Origin of the sequence: uncultured Methylibium sp. (genome assembly GCF_902826655.1) — a bacterium.
Taxonomy (GTDB): domain Bacteria; phylum Pseudomonadota; class Gammaproteobacteria; order Burkholderiales; family Burkholderiaceae_C; genus Methylibium.
The window spans coordinates 23,588-43,923 of the sequence record NZ_CADEFR010000027.1 but is presented as its reverse complement, the minus strand read 5'-3'; the positions used below and the strand labels follow the sequence as shown (position 1 = coordinate 43,923).

The following is a 20,336-nucleotide window of genomic DNA, read 5'->3' as shown; positions in this document are numbered from 1 at the left end:
ATCGACGACGTGTTCGGCGGCTGGACCAAGGCCCAGAAGACCCACTTCGCCGACGGCGGCGTGTTCGACCAGATCTACAGCAAGAAGTAGGCGGCGGCGGGCCCGGCGCCCGCCCTCGGCCTCGCTCCTGACCCACGCGCCAGCAGCCCGTACCGCCGCCGCGGTGCGCCTGCTGGCGCGTCTGCTTGTGCGAGATTCGCATAAGCATTCCATCAAACTGTCGTTTGGACTTGGGTTCGGCTTGCCTAGCATCCCGGGCTCGCCGAGTTCCCGTCGCGGTGTCCAACCTGCCGAGCCCCAAGATGCCTACAGCTCCCTCGATCGCCCGTCGCGCGCTGGCCGCGCTCACCCTCGCCGGACTGGCGGGTCTGGCCACGGCCGGCCCGGCGCTGCTGAACGTCAGCTACGACGTCTCGCGCGAGTTCTACAAGGACTACAACGCCGTCTTCATCGCCCACTGGAAGAAGACCACCGGCGAGGACCTCACGGTGAACCAGAGCCACGGCGGCTCCAGCGCCCAGGCGCGCGCGGTGGCCGACGGCCTGGAGGCCGACGTGATCACGATGAATCAGGCCAACGACATCGACATCCTGTTCGATCGCGGCGGCCTGGTGGCCGCCGACTGGGCCAAGCGCCTGCCCGACAACGCCTCGCCGACCACGTCGGTGTCGGTGATCCTGGTGCGCAAGGGCAACCCGAAGAACATCCGCGACTGGGACGACCTCGGTCGCAAGGGCGTGTCGGTGATCGTGCCCAACCCCAAGACCTCGGGCAACGGCCGCTACACCTACCTCGCGGCCTGGGGCGCAGCGCTCAAGAAGGGCGTCAGCACGCCGGCGGCCGAGGCGCTGGTCGGCCGCATCTTCGCCAACGTGCCGGTGCTCGACGGCGGCGGGCGCGGCGCGACCACCACCTTTGCGCAGCGCGGCCTGGGCGACGCGCTGGTCACCTTCGAGAGCGAGGTGCCGTTGATCAAGCGCGAGTTCGGCGGTGACTTCGAGGTCGTCTATCCCGGCTGGACGGTGCTGGCCGAGAACCCGGTCGCCGTGGTCGACAAGGTCGTCGACCGCAAGGGCACGCGCAGGCAGGCCGAGGCCTACCTCAAGTTCCTGTGGACCGACGAAGGCCAGGCCGTCGCGGCCAAGTACCACCTGCGGCCGCGCTCGGCCAAGGTGCTGGCCAAGCACGCGGCGGACTTCCCCAAGCTCACGACCTTCACCGTCGACGAGGTGTTCGGCGGCTGGAAGAAGGCGCAGGCCGACCACTTCAGGGACGGCGGCAGCTACGACCGGATCGTCTCTTCGAACAAGCGCTGATCGGCCGCCGGAGCGCCCACCATGTTCTTCTCTCGCACCCTGCTGCGCCGTCACAGCGTGCTGCCGGGCTTCGACCTCGCGCTCGGCTTCACGCTGCTCTACCTGAGCCTGATCGTGCTGCTGCCGCTGAGCGCGGCCTTCCTCAAGACCTTCACGCTGACCTGGGGCGCGTTCTGGGACGCGGTGACCTCGCCGCGCGTGATGGCGAGCTACCGGCTGACCTTCGGCGCGTCGTTCCTGGGCGCGGCGATCAATGCGATCTTCGGCCTGGTCGTGGCCTGGGTGCTGGTGCGCTACGAGTTCCCGTTCAAGCGCGTGATCGATGCGCTGGTCGACCTGCCGTTCGCACTGCCCACCGCCGTCGCGGGCATCGCGCTGACCGCGATCTACGCGCAGAACGGGCTGATCGGCCAATACCTGCCGTTCAAGGTCAGCTACACGCCGGTCGGCGTCTTCGTCGCGCTGACCTTCATCGGCCTGCCCTTCGTCGTGCGCACCGTGCAGCCGGTGCTCGAGCATGTGAGCAAGGAACTGGAGGAAGCCTCGGCGACGCTGGGCGCGAGCCGCTGGCAGACCTTCCGTCACGTCATCTTCCCGATCGTCAGCCCGGCGCTGCTGACCGGCTTCGCGCTGGCCTTCGCGCGCGCGCTGGGCGAGTACGGCTCGGTGATCTTCATCGCCGGCAACATGCCGATGGTCAGCGAGATCACGCCGCTGCTGATCATCACCAAGCTCGAGCAGTACGACTACGCCGGCGCGACCGCCATCGCCGTCGTGATGCTGGTGGTGAGCTTCGCGCTGATGCTGACGATCAACGCGCTGCAGTCGTGGGCGCGCCGTCGCCAGGGCGGGATCTGACATGAGCGCCGTACTGACTGCATCAGGCTCCGCCGTGAGCGTCGCGCCCCCTGCATTGAAGTCCGCGACCACCGAACCGGCCTGGGTGCGGCGCGCCCTGATCGGGGTGGCGCTCGTCTTCCTGACGCTGTTCCTGTTCGTGCCGCTCGGCACCGTGTTCTACGAGGCGCTGAAGAAGGGCTGGAGCGTCTATGTCGCAGCCATCGTCGAGCCCGACGCGCTGTCGGCGATCAAGCTCACGCTGATCGTCGCGGCGATCGCGGTGCCGATGAACCTGGTGTTCGGCGTGGCGGCAGCCTGGACCATCGCGAAGTTCGATTTCCGCGGCAAGAACGTGCTGCTCACGCTGATCGACCTGCCGTTCTCGGTGAGCCCGGTGATCTCGGGCCTGATCTACGTGCTGATCTTCGGCCTGCAGGGCTGGTTCGGCGGGTGGCTGCGCGACCACGACCTGAAGATCATCTTCGCGGTGCCCGGCATCGTGCTGGCGACGGTGTTCGTGACCTTCCCGTTCGTCGCGCGCGAGCTGATCCCGCTGATGCAGGCGCAGGGCAACGAGCAGGAGGAGGCCGCACGCGTGCTCGGTGCCAACGGCTGGCAGATGTTCTGGCGCGTCACGCTGCCGAACGTGAAGTGGGCGCTGCTGTACGGCGTGATCCTGTGCAATGCGCGGGCGATGGGCGAGTTCGGCGCGGTCAGCGTCGTCAGCGGCCACATCCGCGGCCAGACCAACACGATGCCGCTGCACATCGAGATCGCCTACAACGAATACCAGTTCGCGGCCGCCTTCGCGGTGGCCTCGCTGCTGGCCGGCCTGGCGCTGGTGACCCTGGTCCTGAAGTACCTGGTCGAGCGGCGCGTCAAGCAGCAGATGAATGCCGTGAGCCTCGAACGGCCCCAGTGAAAGACACGAGATGAGCATCGAAGTCCGCAACCTCAACAAGCGCTTCGGCGCGACCGTCGCCTGCGACAACCTCAACCTGACGATGCCGGCCGGCGAACTGGTCGCGCTGCTCGGGCCGTCGGGCTGCGGCAAGACCACGCTGCTGCGCATCATCGCGGGCCTCGAGGTGCCCGACAGCGGCAGCGTGCATTTCGAGGGCGAGGACGCGACGAACACGCACGTGCGCGAGCGCCAGGTCGGCTTCGTGTTCCAGCACTACGCGCTGTTCGGCCACATGTCGATCTTCGAGAACGTGGCCTTCGGGCTGCGCGTGCGCCCCAAGGCGACGCGGCCGTCGGAGGAGAAGATCCGCGAGAAGGTGATGGAGCTGCTGAAGCTCGTGCAGCTGGACTGGGTGGCCGACCGCTTCCCGCATCAACTCTCCGGTGGCCAGCGCCAGCGCATCGCGCTGGCCCGCGCGCTGGCCGTCGAGCCCAAGGTGCTGCTGCTCGACGAGCCCTTCGGCGCGCTGGACGCGAAGGTGCGCAAGGAGCTGCGCCGCTGGCTGCGTCGCCTGCACGACGAGGTGCACGTGACCAGCGTCTTCGTCACCCACGACCAGGACGAGGCGATGGAGGTCGCCGACCGCATCGTCGTGATGAACCAGGGCCGCATCGAGCAGGAAGGCGCGCCGGACGAGGTCTACGACAAGCCGGCCACGCCCTTCGTGCTGCAGTTCCTGGGCGACGTGAACCTGTTCCACGGCCGGCTCGGCCACGCCCCGGGCGATGCGGTCAGCTACGTGCGTCCGCACGAGCTGGCGATCCTGCCGGCCCCGGCCGACGGCTCGCTGCCGGCCACGCTGTCGCAGGCGCTGACCGTGGGCCCGAACACGCGCATCGAGTTCAAGCGCGTCGACGACGGCAGCTATGTCGACGTCGAGCTGCCGCGCAGCGAGTACCAGCTGCTGCGCCAGCGCTTCCCGCTGGAGCCCGGCGCCACGGTGCATCTGCTGCCGCGCAAGGTGACGCGCTTCGCGACCGAACACGCCACCGACCCGGCCACCGACCCGGCCGCGATGATCTGAGCCGCGGCGCGGCTCGTCAGTCCTCGACCGCGCCGCCCTCCAGCGCGCGCTGCACGACGCCGCGCGTCAGCGTCGGCGCGAAGCTCTCGATGAAGTCGTAGACGTAGCCGCGCAGGTAGGCGCCGCGCTTGAGGGCGAGGCGCGTCATGTTGACCGCGAACAGGTGGCGCGCGTCCAGCGCACGCAGGCCCCGGTCGCGCTCCTCGTCGTAGGCGATCGACGCGACGATGCCCACGCCCAGGCCCAGCTCGACGTAGGTCTTGATGACGTCGGCATCCATCGCCGTCAGCGCCAGCGCCGGGCTCAGGTCTTCGCGTGCGAAGGCCTCGTCGATGTGGGTGCGGCCGGTGTAGCCGGCGTCGTAGGTGATCAGCGGGAAGGCCGCCAGGCGCTTCAGCGTCAGCGCCTGGCCGTCCAGCAGCGCGTGGCCGGGCGGCACCAGCACCGCGTGGGTCCAGCGGTAGCAGGGCAGGGCGACCAGGTCCGGGTACTGCGCCAGGGCCTCGGTGGCGATGCCGAGGTCGGCCTCGCCGTCCAGCAGCATCTGCGCGACCTGCTTGGGCGAGCCCTGGTGCAGCTGCAGCTGCACGTCGGGATGGCTGGCGCGGAAGTCGCGCACCGCCGGCGGCAGCGCGTAGCGCGCCTGCGAGTGGGTCGCGGCGATGGCCAGCGGGCCGTGGCCCTGCTGGGCGTAGTCGGCGCCGGCGCGCCGCAGGTTGTCGGCGTCCTGCAGCAGGCGCTCGACGATGGGCAGCACCGCGGCGCCCGGCGGCGTCAGGCCGGTCAGGCGCTTGCCGGCGCGCACGAAGATCTCGACGCCGAGTTCGTCCTCGAGTTCGCGGATCTGGCGGCTGACGCCCGGCTGCGAGGTGTGCAGCGCCTGGGCGACCTCGGTCAGGTTGAAGCCGAGCCGGACCGCCTCGCGGACCGACCGCAGTTGCTGGAAGTTCATCGTCGGGCCAGGGCGCGGTCGAGCCGGCGCCGGGTTGCAAACCGGCGATTCTTCCGGTGCCGGGCGACGCCGCGAACCACATTTTTCTGGTTTGCTAGTGCGCCAGGGGCATAAGGCAGCCGGCCCGGCTCCGGCCTGTCGGCCGGCCCTGCAGTCCGTCGGGCCGCCGCGGCGGTGCGTCGCAGGCCGGTGGCCGGCCCCGGGGGCGGCCCGTACAGTCGCCGCCCATGGAGTCTCCTGCGTCCCCCCCGCCCCCCGGCAACGAGCCGACCCGCTGGCAGCGCCTGCGGGCGAGCAGCGTGCGGCACTTCCACACCTACGCCAACTGGCTGGTGAGCATCAGCTGGTGGCGCTTCGCCTTCCTGTCGATCCTGCTGCTGATCGTCACGGCCATCGTCTCGGAGCTGCCGCCCTTCACCTGGACCATCAGCGAGACCATCACCGAGCGTCCGGCCCGTCCGGCCGAGGTGCCCAAGCCGCCCAAGCCCCCGAAGTCCCCGACCGTGATCCAGCTGCCGGCCCCGCCCGAGGCGCCGGCCCCGGCCGCGTCGACGCCCGGCACGCGGCCGATCGTGCGGATCGAGAAGTCCAACGACGACGGCAGCGAGGAGAACGTCGAGATCTCGATCGGCCGCGACGGCGTCAAGGTGGTCCGCAAGCCCAAGCCGGCGCAAGCGGCAGATCTGGCCGCATCGGCGGCCTCGGCCGCCCAGCACGCGGCGGAAGCGGCATCGGCCGCGGCCTCCCGGCTGCGCATCGAGCTGCCCTCGGGGGTCGACACTACCGGTGTGCGCGAGGCCGTCGAGGCCGCCCGCGCCGAGATCGAGCGCGCGATCGAGGAGGCGCGCGAGGAAGCCGAGCAGGCCAAGCGCGAAGCCGAGCAGGCGCGCGAGGACGCCGAGCAGGCCGCCGCCGACGCGCTGGAGGCGCTGGGCGACTCCAGCCCGCGCATCCGCATCAGCAAGGTGAGACTGGGCGACTTCCTGACGCAGCTGGCGCTGCTGTGGATCGTCGGCTCCATCATCATCAAGGCGACCTACAAGGGCCGCGTGCAGGCCGAGGTCAAGGCCGCCCAGGCCACCGAGGCGGCCGAGGGCGAGGCGCTGAAGCGCCAGGTCGTCGAGGCGCGCATGGCGGCGATGCAGGCGCAGGTCGAGCCGCACTTCCTGTTCAACACCCTGGCCAGCATCGACCACCTGATCGAGACCGACGCGCCGCGCGCCAGCAAGATGCAGCGCAACCTGATCTCGCTGCTGCGCGCCAGCATGCCGACGATGCGCGAGGCCAACGCGCAGGAGAGCCGCGACCTCGGCCGTGAGCTGGCCGTCATCAAGCCCTACCTCGAGATCCTGAAGGTGCGGATGGAAGAGCGCCTGATGACCGAGATCGCGGTGCCCGACGGCCTGCTGTCGGCCGAGTTCCCGTCGATGATGCTGCAGTCGCTGGTCGAGAACGCCATCAAGCACGGCCTCGAACCCAAGGCCGAGGGCGGCCTGCTGCGCGTCGCCGCCGAGATCGTGCACGGGCAGCTGGTGGTCACGGTGTCGGACACCGGCCTGGGCTTCGGCAAGGCCGCGACCGCCGGCACCGGCGTGGGCCTGGCCAACATCCGCGAGCGCCTGCAGCTGCTGTACGGCAACCGCGCCAGCCTGTCGATCACCGAGAACCCGCCGAGCGGCACGCGGGTGTCGATCTCGCTGCCCTACACCCCCAAGCCGCAGGCCGGAGCCACCGCATGAAGACCCTGGGCAAGTTCGCGCTGGCGATGCTGGGCATCGGCCTCGTGCTGGCACTGCTGGCCGCCGCGGCCGGCGGCTGGGCGCTGATGAACGACGGCCTGCCCGGCGCGTCGGCCCTGGTCGAGATCGACGGCGAGCGCATCGCGATCGCCGAGCTGGGCGTCGGCGGCGCGCTGCTCGCGGTGGCCGGCGTGACCCTGGCGCTGCTGGTGGTTGCGGTGGTGGTGCCGAGCGCGCTGCTGCTGGCCTTCGGCATGGTGGCGCTGGCGCTGGTGGTGACCTTCGGCGCGCTGCTGGGTGTCGCCGTGCTGCTGCTGGCGCCGCTGCTGCTGCCGGCGGGCCTGGCCTGGTGGCTGTGGCGCCGCAGCCGCCGCGGCGAGGCCGCTGCTGCCGGCACGGGCGGCGGCACGGGCGGCGGCACAATCGGCGCCCAGTGAACCCGAACGACCCCACCCCCCCGGCCCCGCGCGCCGTAGTCGCCGACGACGAGCGCCTGATGCGCGAGCAGCTGCGCGCACGCCTCGCCGAGGTCTGGCCCGAGCTGCAGGTCGTGGCCGAGGCCAAGAACGGCGTCGAGGCGGTCGAGGCGGTGGCCCGGCTGCGCCCCGACCTGGTGTTCCTGGACATCCGCATGCCCGGCATGACCGGCATCGAGGCGGCCCGCGAGATCTCTCGGCTGGAGCCGGCCGACGACGCGCCGGCCTGCGAGATCGTCTTCATCACCGCCTACGACCAGTATGCGGTCGAGGCCTTCGAGCAGGGCGTCGTCGACTACGTGCTCAAGCCCGCCGAGCGCGAGCGCCTGCAGGTCACGGTGCAGCGCCTGAAGGCGCGGCTGGCGCTGCGCAGCCAGGCCGACGACGACCGTCCCGCGCCGGCGCAGGACCTGCACGCGCTGCTGGCCCGCCTGGCCAGCCAGCTGCAGCAGGGCGGCGGCGACGCGGCCGCGGTCCCGGGGCGGCTGCGCTGGATCCAGGCCACCGTGGGCCAGCAGATCCAGATGATCCCGGTCGACGAGGTGCTGTTCTTCATCTCCGACGAGAAGTACACGCGCGTGCAGACCGCGCAGATCGAGGCGCTGATCCGCAAGCCGATCAAGGAGCTGATCGACGAGCTGGATCCCGACCAGTTCTGGCAGATCCACCGCTCGACGCTGGTCAACGCCAAGGCCATCGCCGGCATCAGCCGCGACCTGCGCGGCCGCCAGCTGGTGGCGGTGAGGGGGCACGCCGAGAAGCTGGAAGTCAGCCGCTCCTACACGCACCTCTTCAAGGGGATGTAGCCGGCTCCTGGCAACCGCGCAGGCGCAGCGTGAAGACGCTGCCGGTCCCCGGCTCGCTGCGCACGTCGATCTGCCCGCCCATGGCCTCGGTCAGGCGGCTCGACAGCGCCAGTCCCAGGCCGGTGCCGGCGATCGCGCCCTTCTCCTGGCCGAGCCGCTCGAAGGGCTTGAACAGCCGCTGGATCTGGTCGGCCGTCAGGCCCGGCCCGTGGTCGGCCGTCAGGCCCGGCCCGTGGTCGGCCACGGCGATCCAGGCCTGCTGCCCGTCGCTGCCGGCGCTGAGGTCGACGCGGCTGCCCTCGGGGCTGTACTTGACCGCGTTGCTGGCCAGATTGAGCAGCACCTGCTTGGCGCGCCGCGCGTCGGCCACGGCGCACAGCGTCTGCGGCAGGCGCATCTCCAGCTCGATGCGGCGCGACAGGGCCATCGGCGCGACCAGCCGGCCCACCGCCGACAGCACCGGCACCAGGTCCAGCGGCGTGACCTCGATGCGCGCCGCGCCGGCCTCCAGCCGCAGCAGGTCCAGCGACTCGTCGATCAGCTCCAGCAGGTGCCGGCCGGCCTCGACGATGTGCTGGGCGTGGCGGCCGGGTCGCGAGTCGCGCTCCAGTTCCAGCTGCAGCAGCTGCCCGAAGCCGAGGATGGCGTTCATCGGCGTGCGCATCTCGTGGTTGAGGTGGCCGATGAACTCGGTCTTCGCGCGGCTGGCCAGCCGCCGCTCCAGCAGCTCGGTGCCGAGCCGGCCGAGCTCGCGCAGCGCCTGGCGCTGGCCGTCGTCGAGCCGGTGGGGCTGGTGGTCGACGACGCAGACGGTGCCCATCGGCAGGCCGCCGACGCGCAGCGGCACGCCGGCGTAGTAGCGCACGTGCGGCGCGCCGGTCACCAGCGGGTTGGCGACGAAGCGCGGGTCGGCGTGCGAGTCGGGCACCTCGAACACGTCGTCGGCGGCGATCGCGAAACCGCAGAAGGAGATGTCGCGCGGCGACTCGTCCGCGTCGAGCCCGATGCGCGACTTGAACCAGGTGCGCTCGGCGTCGACCAGGCCGATCAGCGCGATCGGCCGGCCGGTGATCTGTGCGGCCAGGCGCGTGATCGCGTCGAAGGCCGTCTCGGCCGGCGTGTCCAGCAGCTCCAGCGAGTGGAGCAGGGCCAGGCGTTCGGCCTCGCCCTCCAGGCGGGGGGCGCAGCCGGTCAGGGCCGGGGTGGTGTCCATGATGAAAAGGCCGACGAAGCGATGCTGCTCCTGCGCGGTCATCGGCGCAAGGCGGGCTTCCTGAAGCCGCGTCGCCCGCCTGACAGGCGCTCGTCAGGCCCCGGCCCGGACCTCGCGGCGATACCAGCGCTGCAGGGCCTGCTCGCGCGCCTGCTCGCGTGCCGCGCCGGCCGGGCGCCAGCGCTCGTGGCTGCAGGCGGCGCGCGCGACGAAGTCCAGGAACACCAGGTGGCGCCGCAGCACGCGCTGCTGGCGGTGCTGGATCAGCGGATTGAAGATGCCGTGGCGCGAGAACAGCTGGCGCGGGTTCTTCTTGACCCACAGCCACGAGCCCATCTCCAGCGTCAGCGGCAGGAAGACCTGCTGCGGCGCGACGTCGGCGGCGCGCAGGTAGAGGTGGTCCCACAGGTCGCCGTGCGCCAGGTACTGGCGGCTCTGCGGTTCCAGCACGTAGCGGTGCTGCGCGTGGGTCTCGTCGAGCACCGCGCCCAGCGCCTGCAGCTCGGGCAGGTGGGCGATCGGCCGCGCGGTGTGCGCGAACGGGAACCACAGGCGGTCGTGCAGGCCGAAGCCGGAGTGGCAGTCGAGCGCGATCGCGAACGGCCGGCCCAGCAGCTCGGCCTCGACCACCTCGCACAGTGCGCGGCTCTCGGCCTGCATCGGCGCGCCCGCCGGCCCGCGGTACCAGGGCAGGCCGGCACCGAGGCGCTGGCCACCGACGAGGAAGGGCACCGGGTCCGTCGCATCGACCGGTGCGTTGCGCATCAGGTCCACGCCCTGCGGGTTGGCGCGCGTGCCGCGCCACAGGCCGCCCGGGTTGACGATCGGCATGAAGACCAGGCGCATCGATTCGAGCTGCCGGTGCAGCAGCGCGTCCCAGGCCAGGCGGCCGACCAGGCTGCGCAGGCCGGCCAGCACGACCTCGGCGCCGATCCGCTCGAGCCCGTGCACGCCGCCGAAGTAGCCGACCGCCGGCAGCGCCGGGTCGGGATTGCCGAGCGTGACCACGTGCACCGGGAAGCGCCGCTCCCAGGCCTGGACCTCGCCAACCTGGCGGCACTGCAGCAGCGGGCCGCCGCGCGCGACGATGCGCTGCAGCTCGACCAGTTCGGGCAGCTCGGTGTCGGTCACGGCGGGCGAGCATAGGGCGCCGGGCGCCACCGCCGCGCAGCAGCCCGGGGCCGCGCCGGGGTTCACGCGGCTGCCATCGCGCTGTCATGCGGCGCGGCTAGCGTGCAGCCATGAACGGACGGCTGCGCATTCCCACGACCCGCCTGCCGGCACTGGGCGGCAGCCTGCTGTGGGGCGCGATCGAGTTCGTTGCGCTGTGCCGCTCGCGCTGGGCCGGCCGGCTCACCAGTCGCGCAGGCGGCGCTTGAGCTTCTCGACCACCGCCGTGTGCATCTGCGACACGCGCGAGCGGCTGAGGCCGAGCTGCTCGGCCGCGCCGCGGTGGTCGAGCCCGCGGTCGTAGAGCATCGTCATCAGCTCCTGCTCGCGCTCCTCGAGCGTGTCGAAGGCGGTGTTCAGCGCCACGCTGCGCTGACGGCGCTGCAGCGCCTGCATCGGGTCGGCGTGCTCGTCGAAGCCGGTGTCGTGTTCGGTCTCGGGCGCCGGCGCCTCGTCGGCCAGCGGCTCGTCGCCGTCGCGCATCGACGCGGCGCCGGCCTCGACCATGCGCGCGTGCAGGTGGGCCAGCGACCAGCCGAGTTCCTGCGCCACCTCCATCGCGCGCGGCGCGCGCAGCAGCCGGTGCTCGAGGCGCTTGACGGCGTCGCGGATGGCGCGCTGCTCGGCGCGCGACTCGCGCGACAGCACGTCGGCGGCGCGCAGGCTGTCGAGCATCGCGCCCTCGATGCGGCGCGAGGCGTAGGTGTCGAAGCTGGCGCCGAAACCGGACTCGAAGCGGTCGATCGCCTCGTTCAGGCCGATCAGGCCGGCCTGCAGCAGCTCGTCCATGTCGACGCCGGCCGGCAGGCGCGCGCGCAGCCGCGAGGCGATCTTGCGCACCAGCGCGCGGTGCTTGCGCAGCCGGTCGCAGCGGTCGGCAGGGGTCTCTCGGGGCGGCGCGGTCATGTCGGCCCGGCCGCGGCGGCTTGCCGGCGACCAGGCTTCGACTCTAGCGCCACCCGCGGACGGCGCGGACGAGTTACCAGTCGCGCAGGCGGCGCTTGAGCTTCTCGACCGCGGCCGCGTGCATCTGCGACACGCGCGAGGGGCTGACGCCCAGCGTGACCGCGGCGCCGCGGTGGTCGAGCCCGCCCTCGTAGAGCATCTGCATGACCTGCTGCTCGCGCTCCTCGAGCGCGCCGAAGGCGGTGTTGAGCGCGCTGTGGCGCTGGCGGCGCTGCAGCGAGTCCATCGGATCGGCCTGGTCGTCGGCGGTGTGGAAGACCTCGTCGTCGTCCTCGATCTCGGCCAGCGCCTCGCCGTCACGCAGCGCGCTGCCGCCGGCCTCGGCCATGCAGCGGTGCACCGCGGCGAGCGACCAGCCCAGCGTGTTGGCGACCTCCTGGGCGCGCGGCGCGCGCAGCAGCCGGTGCTCGAGTTCCTGCACCGCGGCGCGCAGCTCGCGCTGCCGCGCCCGGGCCTCGCGCGGCAGGCTGTCGTTGCTGCGCAGCGAGTCGAGCATCGCGCCCTGGATGCGGCGCGAGGCATAGCTGTCGAAGCTGGCCCCCTGGTCGCCGACGAAGCGCGACAGCGCGTCGTTCAGGCCGATCAGCCCGGCCTGCATCAGCTCGTCCATGTCGATGCCGGCGGGCAGGCGGGCCCGCAGCCGGCCGGCGATCTTGCGGATCAGCGCTTCATGCGCCAGCAGTTGCGCACTGCGCTTGCAGGATCGGGTCCGGGTCAGATTCATCGATGCGGCGGGAAGTGGGGCGAGTATCGAAGCCCCGGCGCGACGTTCACTCACACGACGTAACAAGCGTCAGCAAAGCTGTAGCGGCGCTGACGTTCATGCGCGTGACTTCCTCACGTGAAGCGCGCGGCGGGCCTCGCGTGCCGGCCGGTGCCTGCCGCGGCGAACCGGCCGCGGCCGCCGCTTCGGCACGCCGCGGCGCAGCAACCTGCTACATCTGCGGGCTCACGCGCGACGCCCGGGTGCCGAAGGCGCGACAACGATGCGCCGGCGCTGCAGCGGCGCTCCCCCGGTCCGGGGGCCTGACCCCGGACCACGGGCCAAGGAAGTCACGCTTCGGCGGCCGGCACGGCGAAGTGGCCGGTCGGAGGCTTGCTTTTCGGATTCACCCGTGACAAGCGCGGCCGATAAGCTTTGCAACATCCTGAGCGAGGTTGCCATGCTTCAACATCACAGCCACAAAGCGACGCGTCATGTCCCGGCCCACCACGCGGCCCCGATCACCGATGCCATCGAGTGGGAGGAGCTGCCCTCGTTCGCGGATTCGCTGACGCAGCGCCTGGTGGTGCTCGGCTCACGGCCGCTGGCGGATCGCGTCGAAGCCGCCACCTCGCCGGCCTGGATCGAGACCATGGCCGCCGACCTCGACCTGGCCGCGCCGTCCGAACCCTTCCGCGAGACGCTGGAAGGCCTGGAGTCGCGCGAAGTCTTCGAGCCCGAGGTCTTCCGCCTGTTCTTCGGTTCCTGATCGCGCTCAGCGCGGACCCAGCTCCCCGATCGCCAGCGCGATCTCGCGCGACACCGCGGCCAGCGCCTCGACGTGGGCCGCGGCCAGCGCGTCGTGGCTCGCCCCGGCCATGAGTGCGCGCCCCGCGCTGCGCCCCGAGCGCAAGGCCCCGTCGGCCACGCGCCGCACGGTCCACAACACCTCGTCGTCCACCGCGCCGCCCAGCTCGGCGTCGAAGCGCTGCACGTTGAGCGTGACGCGGAAGGCCGGCTCGGCCACCGCCGTCTGCGGCCAGGCATAGACCAGCGGCGCGCCGAGCGCGGCCGACAGCTGCTCGGCCACCACGCGGCCGATGGCCGGCCGCAGCGGCTCGGCCCAGCGGTGCATCTCCGAGACCTGCACGCGACTGCCGGGACCCAGCGTCGCGATCTGCGGCCGGTCGACCCAGTCGGGCAGCACGACCGCGCCGACGGCGATCACCGGCGCGCCGGGCGCGGCAGCGGTCGCCGTCTGGGCCCGCGCGACCGCCAGGCGGTAGAAGCGCTCCGGCGGCGCCACCGCGCAGGCGCCGAGGGTCACGAGAACCAGCGCCGACGCGGCCTGGAGAAAAGAGCGCTGGTTCACCGGGTCCCCGCCTTCTGGCCGTCGTCGGCCTCGATGGGCTTGCCGCGCAGGACGGACTCCGGCCGGCGTTGCACGTAGTCGGTCAGCTCGCGCAGCGACTGCGCAGCGCGCGACAGCTCGCGCAGCGCCTCGCGCAGGTCCTGCTGCGTCGGCGCGTCGCTGGCCAGCAGCTGGCCGGCCGAGCGCATGGTCTGGTGCGTCTCGGCGATCGCGGCCTTCAGCTCGGGCGCGATGCCGGCGACCTCGCCGTCGAGCCGGCGCGTCAGCTGCTCGGCGCTGCGCAGCGTGCTGTCCAGCGTCTTCAGCGTCGCGCGCAGCTCCTCGGCGATGCGGTCGAAGGGCACGCTGTCGATGCGCTTGACGATGCTGGTCAGCGTCGCCTGCAGGTCCTCGAGGCTGCCCGGCACCGTCGGGATCTCGACGTGGCCGGTGGGGTCGGGGTCGGCCGCGGCGGCGCGCCTGCCGGCCCCGGGGAAGAAGTCGAGTGCGACATAGCGCGCGCCGGTCAGCAGGTTGCCGGTGCGCAGCTGGGCGCGCAGGCCGCGGTCGATCGAGCGCCGCAGCAGCACCTCGGGGTCGACGCGGGCGCGCGCGATCGCGGCGCTGACCTTGGAGCCCAGCCGGTCGCGGTACAGCACCATCTGCACCGGAAAGCGGAACTCGCGCTGGTCGCGGTCGTAGCGGACGTCGATGGACGTGACCTCGCCGACCACGACGCCGCGGAAGTCGACCTCGGCCCCGGGCGCCAGGCCGCGCAGCGACTCGCTGAAGTAGGCCACCATCGTGGTCACCTCGGCATCGCTGCGGCGCATCGCCTGGCCCTGGTTCTCGAACAGCCGGAAGTTGGCGCCGGCGCGCGCCTCGGTGGCTGCGTCGACGCCCTCGGGCGCGCCGAAGGCGATGCCGCCCAGCACGATGGACATCAGCGACTGCGTGTGCAGCTTCAGGCCGCCGGCCGCGTCGAGCGCGACGTCGATGCCGCTGGCGTGCCAGAAGCGCGTGTTCTCGGTGACGTGGCGCTCGTGCGGCGCGGCGACGAAGACGCGCAGCGTGACGCCGCGACCGTCGTCGTCGAGCTGCGTCGAGGTCACCTTGCCGACCGGGATGCGGCGGAAGTACACCGGCGAGCCGACGTCGATCGACCCGAGGTCGGGGCTGCGCAGCACGAACTCGCGGCCGGGCTCGTCGGTGGTCACGGTCGGCGGCGTCTCCAGGCCGACGAAGTCGCGCCTCGAGTCCTCGGACTGGCCGATGTCGATGCCGATGTAGGCGCCCGAGAGCAGCGTCGACAGGCCGGTGATGCCCCCGCCGGCGAAGCGCGCGCGCACCACCCAGAAGCGCGTGTCCTCGCGCAGCAGCGGCTGCGCGTCCTTCGTCATCGCCGCGGTGACGACGACGCCGCGGCCGTCTTCCGACAGCGCGACCTTCCTGACGGTGCCGATGTCGACGTTCTTGTACTTGATGCGGGTCTTGCCGGGCTCGATGTCCTCGGCGGTCTTGAAGTCGATCGTGATCGTCGGGCCGTTGTCCAGCAGCGCGCGCGTCGCCAGCGTCAGCCCGACCAGCGCCGCGATCAGCGGGATCAGCCACACCAGCCAGCTGCTGCGGCGCCGGCGCGGCACGGCGACGGCGTCCGGGATCTGCTCTTCGCCCGCGGGGGACTCGCTCAAGCGCGCCTCCCGGCCGCCGGCGCATCCAGCGGATCCCAGATCAGCCGCGGATCGAAGCTCAGCGACGCGAACATCGTCAGCACCACCACCGCGCCGAAGGCCAGCGCGCCGGGCCCGGCCTCGATGGCGGCCACCGACTGCAGCTGCACCAGCCCGACCAGCAGCGTCACGACGTAGATGTCCAGCATCGACCAGCGGCCGACGAACTCGATCACGCGGTAGGCGCGGGCGCGCAGCAGCGGCACTGCGGTCGACTTGAGCTGCGCGCTCGCCGCCAGCCCGCCCAGCACCAGCAGCTTGGCCAGCGGCACCACGATGCTGGCGACGAAGACCAGCACCGCCAGGAACCACGAGCCTTCCAGCCACAGGTAGACGATGCCGGACCAGATGGTGTCGTCCTGCGCGCCGAACAGCGAGCTCGAGCGCATCACCGGCAGCACGTTGGCCGGCACGTAGAGGACCGCGGCGGCGAACAGGAAGGCCCAGGTGCGCAGCAGGCTCGCCGGGCGGCGACGGTGCAGGCCGCTGCCGCAGCGCGGGCACTGCGAGGCCATCGGCGCCGCGGCCGGCCGGCTGAGGCGGCCGCAGACATGGCAGCTCAGCAGTCCCGCCCCGCGCGCCGTCGGTGCCGCCGTGGCCTGCGTCAGGTTCATGTCGCGACCTCCAGCCGGTGCCAGGTCTGGTGCGCGTCGAAGCTCGCCGCCGCCGCGGCGAACAGGAAGATCAGCCCGCCGAAGCACCACAGCGCCACGCCCGGCAGCACGCTGGCGATGCTGGCCAGCTTGACCAGCGCGACCAGCACGCCCAGCACGAAGACCTCGACCATGCCCCAGGGCCGGATCGCCAGCAGCCCGCGCAGCACCTCGCGCCCGGCCGCCGGCCGCTGCCCCAGCGACAGCGGCAGCAGCAGCCACAGCATCGCGCCGAGTTCCAGGCTCGGCAGCAGCATCGTGGTCGTCGCCACCAGCGTCGCCACCAGCTTCGAATCCTGCTGCCACAGCGTCGCGACCGCGCCGCCCAGCGTGGTGCTGTGGCGGCTGCCCTGCATGTCCAGGCCGACCAGCGGAAAGCCCAGTGCCACGACGAACAGCACGGCCGCGGCCAGCGTCAGGGCCAGCGTGCGCTCGACCGCCGCCGTGTCGTCGTCGTCGCAGGCGCGGCACAGCAGCGCGCCGCAGCGCCAGCAGCGCGCGCTGCCGCCGGACGGCAGGCTCACTTCGCGTTGCAGGGCATCGCAGTCGTGACAGGCCCACATGGGGGCGGAGCCTAACAAACCCGGCCGATCGAACCCGGTTCGGCCGGGGAGTAAGCTGGCCGCATCGCCCTCAGCCCGGAGTCCCGATGAACGCGAACCCTCTGCGTGCCGGCGTGCTGGCCCTGCTGTGTGCCGGCTGCGCCTCGACCCAGCTCGACTCGCAATGGAGCGATCCGCAGTTCGCGGGCCAGTCCTTGCGTGGCAGCAAGCTCTTCGTCGTCTGCGAGGCGCCCGACGCGGTGCTGATCAGGACCTGCCAGGAGCGCCTGGCCGGCGAGGTCGTGGCCTTCGGCGCGACGCCGCTGCTGGCGCAGGCGCAGGCCACGCCGGTCCCGGGCCGTGCCGGCACCGCCGACGCCTACCTGCCGGCCGCCCGCGCGGCCGGCGCCCGCGCGGTGCTGCTGACCAGCGTGGCACCGTCGGCGCGCGTGGTCGGCGGCGGCCCGTCGATCGGCATCGGCGTGGGCGGCGGTGGCGGCCGGGTCGGCGGCGGGCTCGGCATCTCGCTGCCGATCGGCGGCCCGAAAGTGAGCACCGCCTACGGCGCCAACACGTTGCTGACCGACGTGGCCAGCAGCAAGCTGATGTGGACCGCGAACACCAGCACGCCCGCGGCCGACGACGTCGGCGCCCAGGTCGGCGAGCTGGTCAAGGCCGCGATGGGCGGGGCCAGCAAGGCCGGGTTCTTCTAGGGCCTGCGCAGTAGTTGGCAGCGCGCGGCCCACGGCCTGCATCCCGCGGGCCGGCGTCTGCGTAGAGATTGGCATCGCGACACCGACCCCGACGCCGCCATGAGCCCCGACCGCGCCTGCCTGCTTGCCCGCCTCGTTGCCACCGCCGCGTCGCGCCGCAGCGCCGACTTCGACACCTTCTCGGCCCTGGTCGCCGCGCGCTGCAGTGCGGACGAGCTGGCCGCGCTGGGCCAGCTGCTGCCGGTGCTGGCCGGCTACCCCGTCTTCGTGGCCGGCCTCGCGGCGCTGCGCCGCTTCGAGCGCGACGGCGAGACGCCGCCGCTGCAACTGAGCGGCGCCCATGTCGAAAGCCTGGCGCAGCGCGCGCGGCTCGCGGCCATCCAGCGCGGCTTCGACCACCGCGAGACCGAGCCCTTCGTCTGGCTCGGCCGGCCGAGCTGGGCCACGTCGGCACCGGCGCCGCTGGCGTCCTGAAGCTCACGGCCATGCGCCCGCTGCTGACCCGCCGCGCCGTGCTCACCGGCCTGCTGGCCGGGGTCGCGGCCGCGGCGGCCGCACCGGCGGCGGTGAGCGAGGCCGAGGCGCAACAGGTGCGCGCCACCATCCAGGCCCAGCTCGACGCCTTCGGCGCCGACGATGCCGAGCGCGCCTTCGCCCAGGCCTCGCCGGCGCTGCGCCAGCAGTTCGGCCAGGCCGAGCGCTTCGTCGCGATGGTGAAACAGCACTACCCGGTGGTGCACCGGCCGTCGGCGGTGCGTTTCCTGAAGGCCGTGCGCATCGCTGGCGAGCTGACCCAGGGCGTGCTCTTCACCGACGCCCGCGGCCGCAGCTGGCTGGCTGCCTACCGCATGGAACGCCAGGCCGACGGCAGCTGGCGCATCGCGGGTTGCGATCTGAAGGCGAGCGAGGGGCGCACCGCCTGAGGCTGCGCGCGACGAGCTCAGTCCTCGTCCCGCACCTTGTGCTGCCCCACCAGCTGCACCTGCACCGCTGGCGGCACGGCCTCGTAGTGGCTCAGCGCCAGCGTGTAGCGGCCTTGCCCGCCGGTCAGGCCGTTGAGGCGCGCCTGGTAGCCGTTCAGCTCGGACAGCGGCACCTGGCCCGCGACGGTGATGTGCCCGGCCTGCAGCGAGTCGGTGCCGTTGACCTGGCCGCGGCGCGACGACAGGTCGCCGGTGATGTCGCCCAGGCTGGTCTCGGGCGCGCTGATCTCGACCTTGACGATGGGCTCCAGCACGATCGGTGCGGCCTTCTTCACCGCCTCGACGAAGGCCTTGCGGCCGGCGGTCGCGAAGGCGATCTCCTTGGAGTCGACCGAGTGCGCCTTGCCGTCGTAGACGATCACGCGCACGTCCTTCACCGGAAAGCCCGCGATCACGCCGCCATCCAGCGCCTGCCTCACGCCCTTCTCGACCGCGGGGATGAACTGGTTGGGGATCACGCCGCCCTTGACCTGGTCGACGAACTCGAAGCCCGCGCCGCGCGGCAGCGGCTCGACCTTCAGGAACACCTCGCCGAACTGGCCGGCGCCGCCGCTCTGCTTCTTGTGGCGGTGGTGGCCCTCGGCCGGCGCGGTGATGGTCTCGCGGTAGGCGATGCGCGGCGGGCGCGTGTCGACCTCGCACTTGTAGACCTCGGTCATGCGCTCGAGCAGCGTGCGCAGGTGCAGCTCGCCCAGGCCGTAGACCACGGTCTCGTTGGTCACGGCCACATGCTCGACCTTCAGGCAGGGGTCCTCGTCGACCAGCTTCTGCAGGATCTCCCACATGCGCTGCTCGTCGCCGCGGCGCCGCGGCTGGATCGCCAGGCCGTGCACCGGCACCGGAAAGGGCAGCGGCTTCAGGTGCAGGTGGTCGTCCTCGGCGGCGTCGTGCAGCACCGCGTCGAAGTGCATGTCGTCGACCTTGGGCACCGCGCAGATGTCGCCGGGCCGACCGCGCGGCACCTCGACGTGGGTCTTGCCCTGCAGCATGAAGAGGTGGCCCACCTTGAAGGGTTTGCGGCCGTCGCCGATGTAGAGCTGGCTGTCCTTGGTGACCGTGCCCTGGTGGATGCGGAAGATGCCGAGCTTGCCGACGTAGGGGTCCACCGTGACCTTGAAGACGTGCGCGATGACGTGCTTGGCCGGGTCGGGGTCGGCATGCAGTTCCTTGGCGTCGGCGCCTTCTCCTCGATAGAACTGCGGCGGGTTCCCTTCGGTCGGGTTGGGCAGCAGCTGCTCGAAGGCGTCGAGCAGCTCACCCACGCCGGCGCCGTTGCGCGCCGAGACGAAGCAGATCGGGATCAGGTGGCCTTCGCGCAGCGCCTGCTCCAGCGGCGCGTGCAGCTCGCGCGGGTCGACGTCGCCCTCGTTGAGATAGCGCTCGACGAAGCCGGCGTCGACCTCGACCACCTGCTCGACCAGCGCGCGGTGGGCCGCGGCCACCGACGAGAAGTCGGCCTTCGGTGCCTTGTCGCCGGCGTCATAGAAGCAGTCCAGCACCTTCGTCCCGCCCGCCGCCGGCAGGTTGAGCGGCAGGCACTCCTTGCCGAAGGCCGCCTGGAGGCGCTCGACCAGGCCGCCCAGGTCGGTGGCCGCGTCGATCTTGTTGACGACGATCATGCGGCACAGACCGCGCTCGGCGGCCCAGGCCATCATGTGGCGGGCCATCGGCTCGACGCCGGTCTGCGCGTTGATCACGACCGCCGCCGTGTCGACCGCCTCCAGCGCCGTCATCGCCTGGCCGACGAAGTCGCCGTAGCCCGGCGTGTCGATCAGGTGGACGCTGGCCTCGCGGTGGTCGAAGTGCACCACGGCGGAGTTGAGCGAATGCTGGACCCGGCGCTCCATCGGGTCGAAGTCGCAGACGGTGCTGCCGCGCTCCAGGCTGCCGGGCGCGCCGATCACGCCGGCCTTGTGCAGCAGCGCCTCGGCGAGGCTGGTCTTGCCGGCCGCCGTCTGCCCGACCAGGGCGACGCTGTGGATGCGGGCAACGTCCGGATGGACGGCAGGGCTGGATGCGGGCATCGCGTCTCCTGGGCGCCGGGGGGTGGCCCCATGATCGCGCCGACCACCGCGGTCTGTCCACCCGCGGCCGCCCGGGGGCGGGCCGGCCGCTGTTACGCGTCGGCACAGGGGCGGCGCGGGGTTTCCGCTGTAATCGTCAGGCCCTCGGCGCGTCCCTGCCCCCCCGGAGTT

At 72.2% G+C, this 20,336-nt stretch carries 22 protein-coding genes; 12 read left to right on the top strand and 10 right to left on the bottom strand.

The annotated features are described in order from the left end of the window. The first annotated feature begins 302 nt into the window (after window positions 1–302). Genes QZV97_RS12420 through QZV97_RS12405 form a run of 4 tightly spaced genes read left to right on the top strand, consistent with a single transcriptional unit; the run spans window position 303 to window position 4,144 of the window. Window positions 303–1,316 carry a sulfate ABC transporter substrate-binding protein gene (locus QZV97_RS12420; RefSeq protein WP_295642343.1) on the top strand — a complete coding sequence of 338 codons (1,014 nt, stop codon included), beginning with the start codon at window positions 303–305 and terminating at the stop codon, window positions 1,314–1,316. Window positions 1,317–1,337: 21 nt separating this feature from the next. Beyond that, window positions 1,338–2,174 (top strand): sulfate ABC transporter permease subunit CysT, encoded by an 837-nt coding sequence (gene cysT, locus QZV97_RS12415; RefSeq protein WP_295642342.1) that lies wholly within the window; start codon window positions 1,338–1,340, stop codon window positions 2,172–2,174. A gap of 1 nt (window position 2,175) precedes the next feature. Next, the gene (cysW, locus tag QZV97_RS12410) at window positions 2,176–3,078 is read left to right on the top strand and encodes a sulfate ABC transporter permease subunit CysW (protein ID WP_295642340.1); all 903 of its coding nucleotides are present in this window, start codon (window positions 2,176–2,178) and stop codon (window positions 3,076–3,078) included. Window positions 3,079–3,088: 10 nt separating this feature from the next. After that, window positions 3,089–4,144: a sulfate/molybdate ABC transporter ATP-binding protein gene (locus QZV97_RS12405; protein WP_295642338.1), complete on the top strand. Its 1,056-nt coding sequence runs from the start codon at window positions 3,089–3,091 to the stop codon at window positions 4,142–4,144. Between the two features lie 16 nt (window positions 4,145–4,160). Here QZV97_RS12405 and QZV97_RS12400 read toward each other — a convergent pair whose 3' ends face one another. Continuing rightward, the gene (locus QZV97_RS12400) at window positions 4,161–5,096 is read right to left on the bottom strand and encodes a CysB family HTH-type transcriptional regulator (RefSeq protein ID WP_295642336.1); all 936 of its coding nucleotides are present in this window, start codon (window positions 5,094–5,096) and stop codon (window positions 4,161–4,163) included. A gap of 227 nt (window positions 5,097–5,323) precedes the next feature. Between QZV97_RS12400 and QZV97_RS12395 the strand changes: the two genes are divergently transcribed. The 3 genes from QZV97_RS12395 to QZV97_RS12385 are packed head-to-tail and all read left to right on the top strand — an operon-like array spanning window position 5,324 to window position 8,117. Beyond that, the gene (locus QZV97_RS12395; RefSeq protein ID WP_295642334.1) at window positions 5,324–6,835 is read left to right on the top strand and encodes a histidine kinase; all 1,512 of its coding nucleotides are present in this window, start codon (window positions 5,324–5,326) and stop codon (window positions 6,833–6,835) included. Further along, window positions 6,832–7,272, top strand: coding sequence for a hypothetical protein (locus QZV97_RS12390; protein ID WP_295642333.1), 441 nt, complete (start codon window positions 6,832–6,834; stop codon window positions 7,270–7,272). The genes QZV97_RS12395 and QZV97_RS12390 overlap by 4 nt, the downstream gene beginning before the upstream one ends. Further along, window positions 7,269–8,117 carry a LytTR family DNA-binding domain-containing protein gene (locus QZV97_RS12385; RefSeq protein ID WP_295642331.1) on the top strand — a complete coding sequence of 283 codons (849 nt, stop codon included), beginning with the start codon at window positions 7,269–7,271 and terminating at the stop codon, window positions 8,115–8,117. The genes QZV97_RS12390 and QZV97_RS12385 overlap by 4 nt, the downstream gene beginning before the upstream one ends. On the opposite strand, the gene QZV97_RS12380 is transcribed toward QZV97_RS12385, so the two are convergent. Both QZV97_RS12380 and QZV97_RS12375 read right to left on the bottom strand, forming a co-directional pair. Further along, a complete protein-coding gene (locus QZV97_RS12380) occupies window positions 8,104–9,372 on the bottom strand; it encodes a GAF domain-containing sensor histidine kinase (RefSeq protein WP_295642329.1) in 1,269 nt (422 codons plus the stop codon). The genes QZV97_RS12385 and QZV97_RS12380 overlap by 14 nt on opposite strands. A 51-nt stretch (window positions 9,373–9,423) precedes the next feature. Then, the gene (locus tag QZV97_RS12375; RefSeq protein ID WP_295642327.1) at window positions 9,424–10,461 is read right to left on the bottom strand and encodes a M14 family zinc carboxypeptidase; all 1,038 of its coding nucleotides are present in this window, start codon (window positions 10,459–10,461) and stop codon (window positions 9,424–9,426) included. 110 nt (window positions 10,462–10,571) lie between these two features. Here QZV97_RS12375 and QZV97_RS12370 point away from each other — a divergent pair, with 110 nt between their 5' ends. Beyond that, window positions 10,572–10,709 carry a hypothetical protein gene (locus QZV97_RS12370; RefSeq protein ID WP_295642326.1) on the top strand — a complete coding sequence of 46 codons (138 nt, stop codon included), beginning with the start codon at window positions 10,572–10,574 and terminating at the stop codon, window positions 10,707–10,709. Here the strand turns inward: QZV97_RS12370 and QZV97_RS12365 are convergent. After that, entirely contained in the window at window positions 10,684–11,406 is a 723-nt protein-coding gene (locus QZV97_RS12365) for a FliA/WhiG family RNA polymerase sigma factor (RefSeq protein ID WP_295642324.1), read from the bottom strand. The two genes, QZV97_RS12370 and QZV97_RS12365, sit on opposite strands and share 26 nt — an antisense overlap. 73 nt (window positions 11,407–11,479) lie before the next feature. Then, window positions 11,480–12,190 (bottom strand): FliA/WhiG family RNA polymerase sigma factor, encoded by a 711-nt coding sequence (locus QZV97_RS12360; RefSeq protein WP_295642322.1) that lies wholly within the window; start codon window positions 12,188–12,190, stop codon window positions 11,480–11,482. 391 nt (window positions 12,191–12,581) lie between these two features. Here QZV97_RS12360 and QZV97_RS12355 point away from each other — a divergent pair, with 391 nt between their 5' ends. After that, complete coding sequence (locus tag QZV97_RS12355; protein ID WP_295642320.1) at window positions 12,582–12,938, top strand: hypothetical protein; 357 nt, start codon at window positions 12,582–12,584, stop codon at window positions 12,936–12,938. A gap of 6 nt (window positions 12,939–12,944) precedes the next feature. Here the strand turns inward: QZV97_RS12355 and QZV97_RS12350 are convergent, their stop codons facing one another. Genes QZV97_RS12350 through QZV97_RS12335 form a run of 4 tightly spaced genes read right to left on the bottom strand, consistent with a single transcriptional unit; the run spans window position 12,945 to window position 16,466 of the window. Then, window positions 12,945–13,541 carry a membrane integrity-associated transporter subunit PqiC gene (locus tag QZV97_RS12350; protein WP_295642318.1) on the bottom strand — a complete coding sequence of 199 codons (597 nt, stop codon included), beginning with the start codon at window positions 13,539–13,541 and terminating at the stop codon, window positions 12,945–12,947. Beyond that, a complete protein-coding gene (locus tag QZV97_RS12345; RefSeq protein WP_295642316.1) occupies window positions 13,538–15,211 on the bottom strand; it encodes an MlaD family protein in 1,674 nt (557 codons plus the stop codon). Before QZV97_RS12345 ends, QZV97_RS12350 begins: the two co-directional genes overlap by 4 nt. After that, window positions 15,208–15,864, bottom strand: a complete 657-nt coding sequence (locus QZV97_RS12340) for a paraquat-inducible protein A (RefSeq protein ID WP_295642314.1) — start codon at window positions 15,862–15,864, stop codon at window positions 15,208–15,210. Before QZV97_RS12340 ends, QZV97_RS12345 begins: the two co-directional genes overlap by 4 nt. Continuing rightward, window positions 15,861–16,466, bottom strand: a complete 606-nt coding sequence (locus QZV97_RS12335; RefSeq protein ID WP_295642312.1) for a paraquat-inducible protein A — start codon at window positions 16,464–16,466, stop codon at window positions 15,861–15,863. Before QZV97_RS12335 ends, QZV97_RS12340 begins: the two co-directional genes overlap by 4 nt. 86 nt (window positions 16,467–16,552) lie before the next feature. On the opposite strand from QZV97_RS12335, the gene QZV97_RS12330 reads away from it, so the two are divergent. From QZV97_RS12330 to QZV97_RS12320, 3 genes are all read left to right on the top strand, one after another. Continuing rightward, entirely contained in the window at window positions 16,553–17,158 is a 606-nt protein-coding gene (locus QZV97_RS12330) for a hypothetical protein (RefSeq protein WP_295642310.1), read from the top strand. Window positions 17,159–17,257: 99 nt separating this feature from the next. Next, on the top strand, window positions 17,258–17,632 hold the full coding sequence (locus tag QZV97_RS12325; protein WP_295642308.1) for a hypothetical protein: 375 nt from the start codon (window positions 17,258–17,260) through the stop codon (window positions 17,630–17,632). 11 nt (window positions 17,633–17,643) lie between these two features. Beyond that, complete coding sequence (locus tag QZV97_RS12320; RefSeq protein ID WP_295642306.1) at window positions 17,644–18,081, top strand: DUF4864 domain-containing protein; 438 nt, start codon at window positions 17,644–17,646, stop codon at window positions 18,079–18,081. 17 nt (window positions 18,082–18,098) lie between these two features. Here the strand turns inward: QZV97_RS12320 and fusA are convergent, their stop codons facing one another. Beyond that, on the bottom strand, window positions 18,099–20,165 hold the full coding sequence (gene fusA, locus QZV97_RS12315) for an elongation factor G (RefSeq protein ID WP_295642304.1): 2,067 nt from the start codon (window positions 20,163–20,165) through the stop codon (window positions 18,099–18,101). Window positions 20,166–20,336: the final 171 nt, after the last annotated feature.

Coding starts and splice junctions, on each gene's coding strand:
- QZV97_RS12335 (WP_295642312.1), bottom strand. CDS start 16,466: ATGTGGGCCTGTCACGACTGCGATGCCCTGCAACGCGAAGTGAGCCTG.
- QZV97_RS12370 (WP_295642326.1), top strand. CDS start 10,572: ATGAACGGACGGCTGCGCATTCCCACGACCCGCCTGCCGGCACTGGGC.
- QZV97_RS12330 (WP_295642310.1), top strand. CDS start 16,553: ATGAACGCGAACCCTCTGCGTGCCGGCGTGCTGGCCCTGCTGTGTGCC.
- QZV97_RS12400 (WP_295642336.1), bottom strand. CDS start 5,096: ATGAACTTCCAGCAACTGCGGTCGGTCCGCGAGGCGGTCCGGCTCGGC.
- QZV97_RS12395 (WP_295642334.1), top strand. CDS start 5,324: ATGGAGTCTCCTGCGTCCCCCCCGCCCCCCGGCAACGAGCCGACCCGC.
- cysT (WP_295642342.1), top strand. CDS start 1,338: ATGTTCTTCTCTCGCACCCTGCTGCGCCGTCACAGCGTGCTGCCGGGC.
- QZV97_RS12365 (WP_295642324.1), bottom strand. CDS start 11,406: ATGACCGCGCCGCCCCGAGAGACCCCTGCCGACCGCTGCGACCGGCTG.
- QZV97_RS12320 (WP_295642306.1), top strand. CDS start 17,644: ATGCGCCCGCTGCTGACCCGCCGCGCCGTGCTCACCGGCCTGCTGGCC.
- QZV97_RS12405 (WP_295642338.1), top strand. CDS start 3,089: ATGAGCATCGAAGTCCGCAACCTCAACAAGCGCTTCGGCGCGACCGTC.
- QZV97_RS12380 (WP_295642329.1), bottom strand. CDS start 9,372: ATGACCGCGCAGGAGCAGCATCGCTTCGTCGGCCTTTTCATCATGGAC.
- QZV97_RS12325 (WP_295642308.1), top strand. CDS start 17,258: ATGAGCCCCGACCGCGCCTGCCTGCTTGCCCGCCTCGTTGCCACCGCC.
- QZV97_RS12390 (WP_295642333.1), top strand. CDS start 6,832: ATGAAGACCCTGGGCAAGTTCGCGCTGGCGATGCTGGGCATCGGCCTC.
- QZV97_RS12360 (WP_295642322.1), bottom strand. CDS start 12,190: ATGAATCTGACCCGGACCCGATCCTGCAAGCGCAGTGCGCAACTGCTG.
- cysW (WP_295642340.1), top strand. CDS start 2,176: ATGAGCGCCGTACTGACTGCATCAGGCTCCGCCGTGAGCGTCGCGCCC.
- QZV97_RS12420 (WP_295642343.1), top strand. CDS start 303: ATGCCTACAGCTCCCTCGATCGCCCGTCGCGCGCTGGCCGCGCTCACC.
- fusA (WP_295642304.1), bottom strand. CDS start 20,165: ATGCCCGCATCCAGCCCTGCCGTCCATCCGGACGTTGCCCGCATCCAC.
- QZV97_RS12340 (WP_295642314.1), bottom strand. CDS start 15,864: ATGAACCTGACGCAGGCCACGGCGGCACCGACGGCGCGCGGGGCGGGA.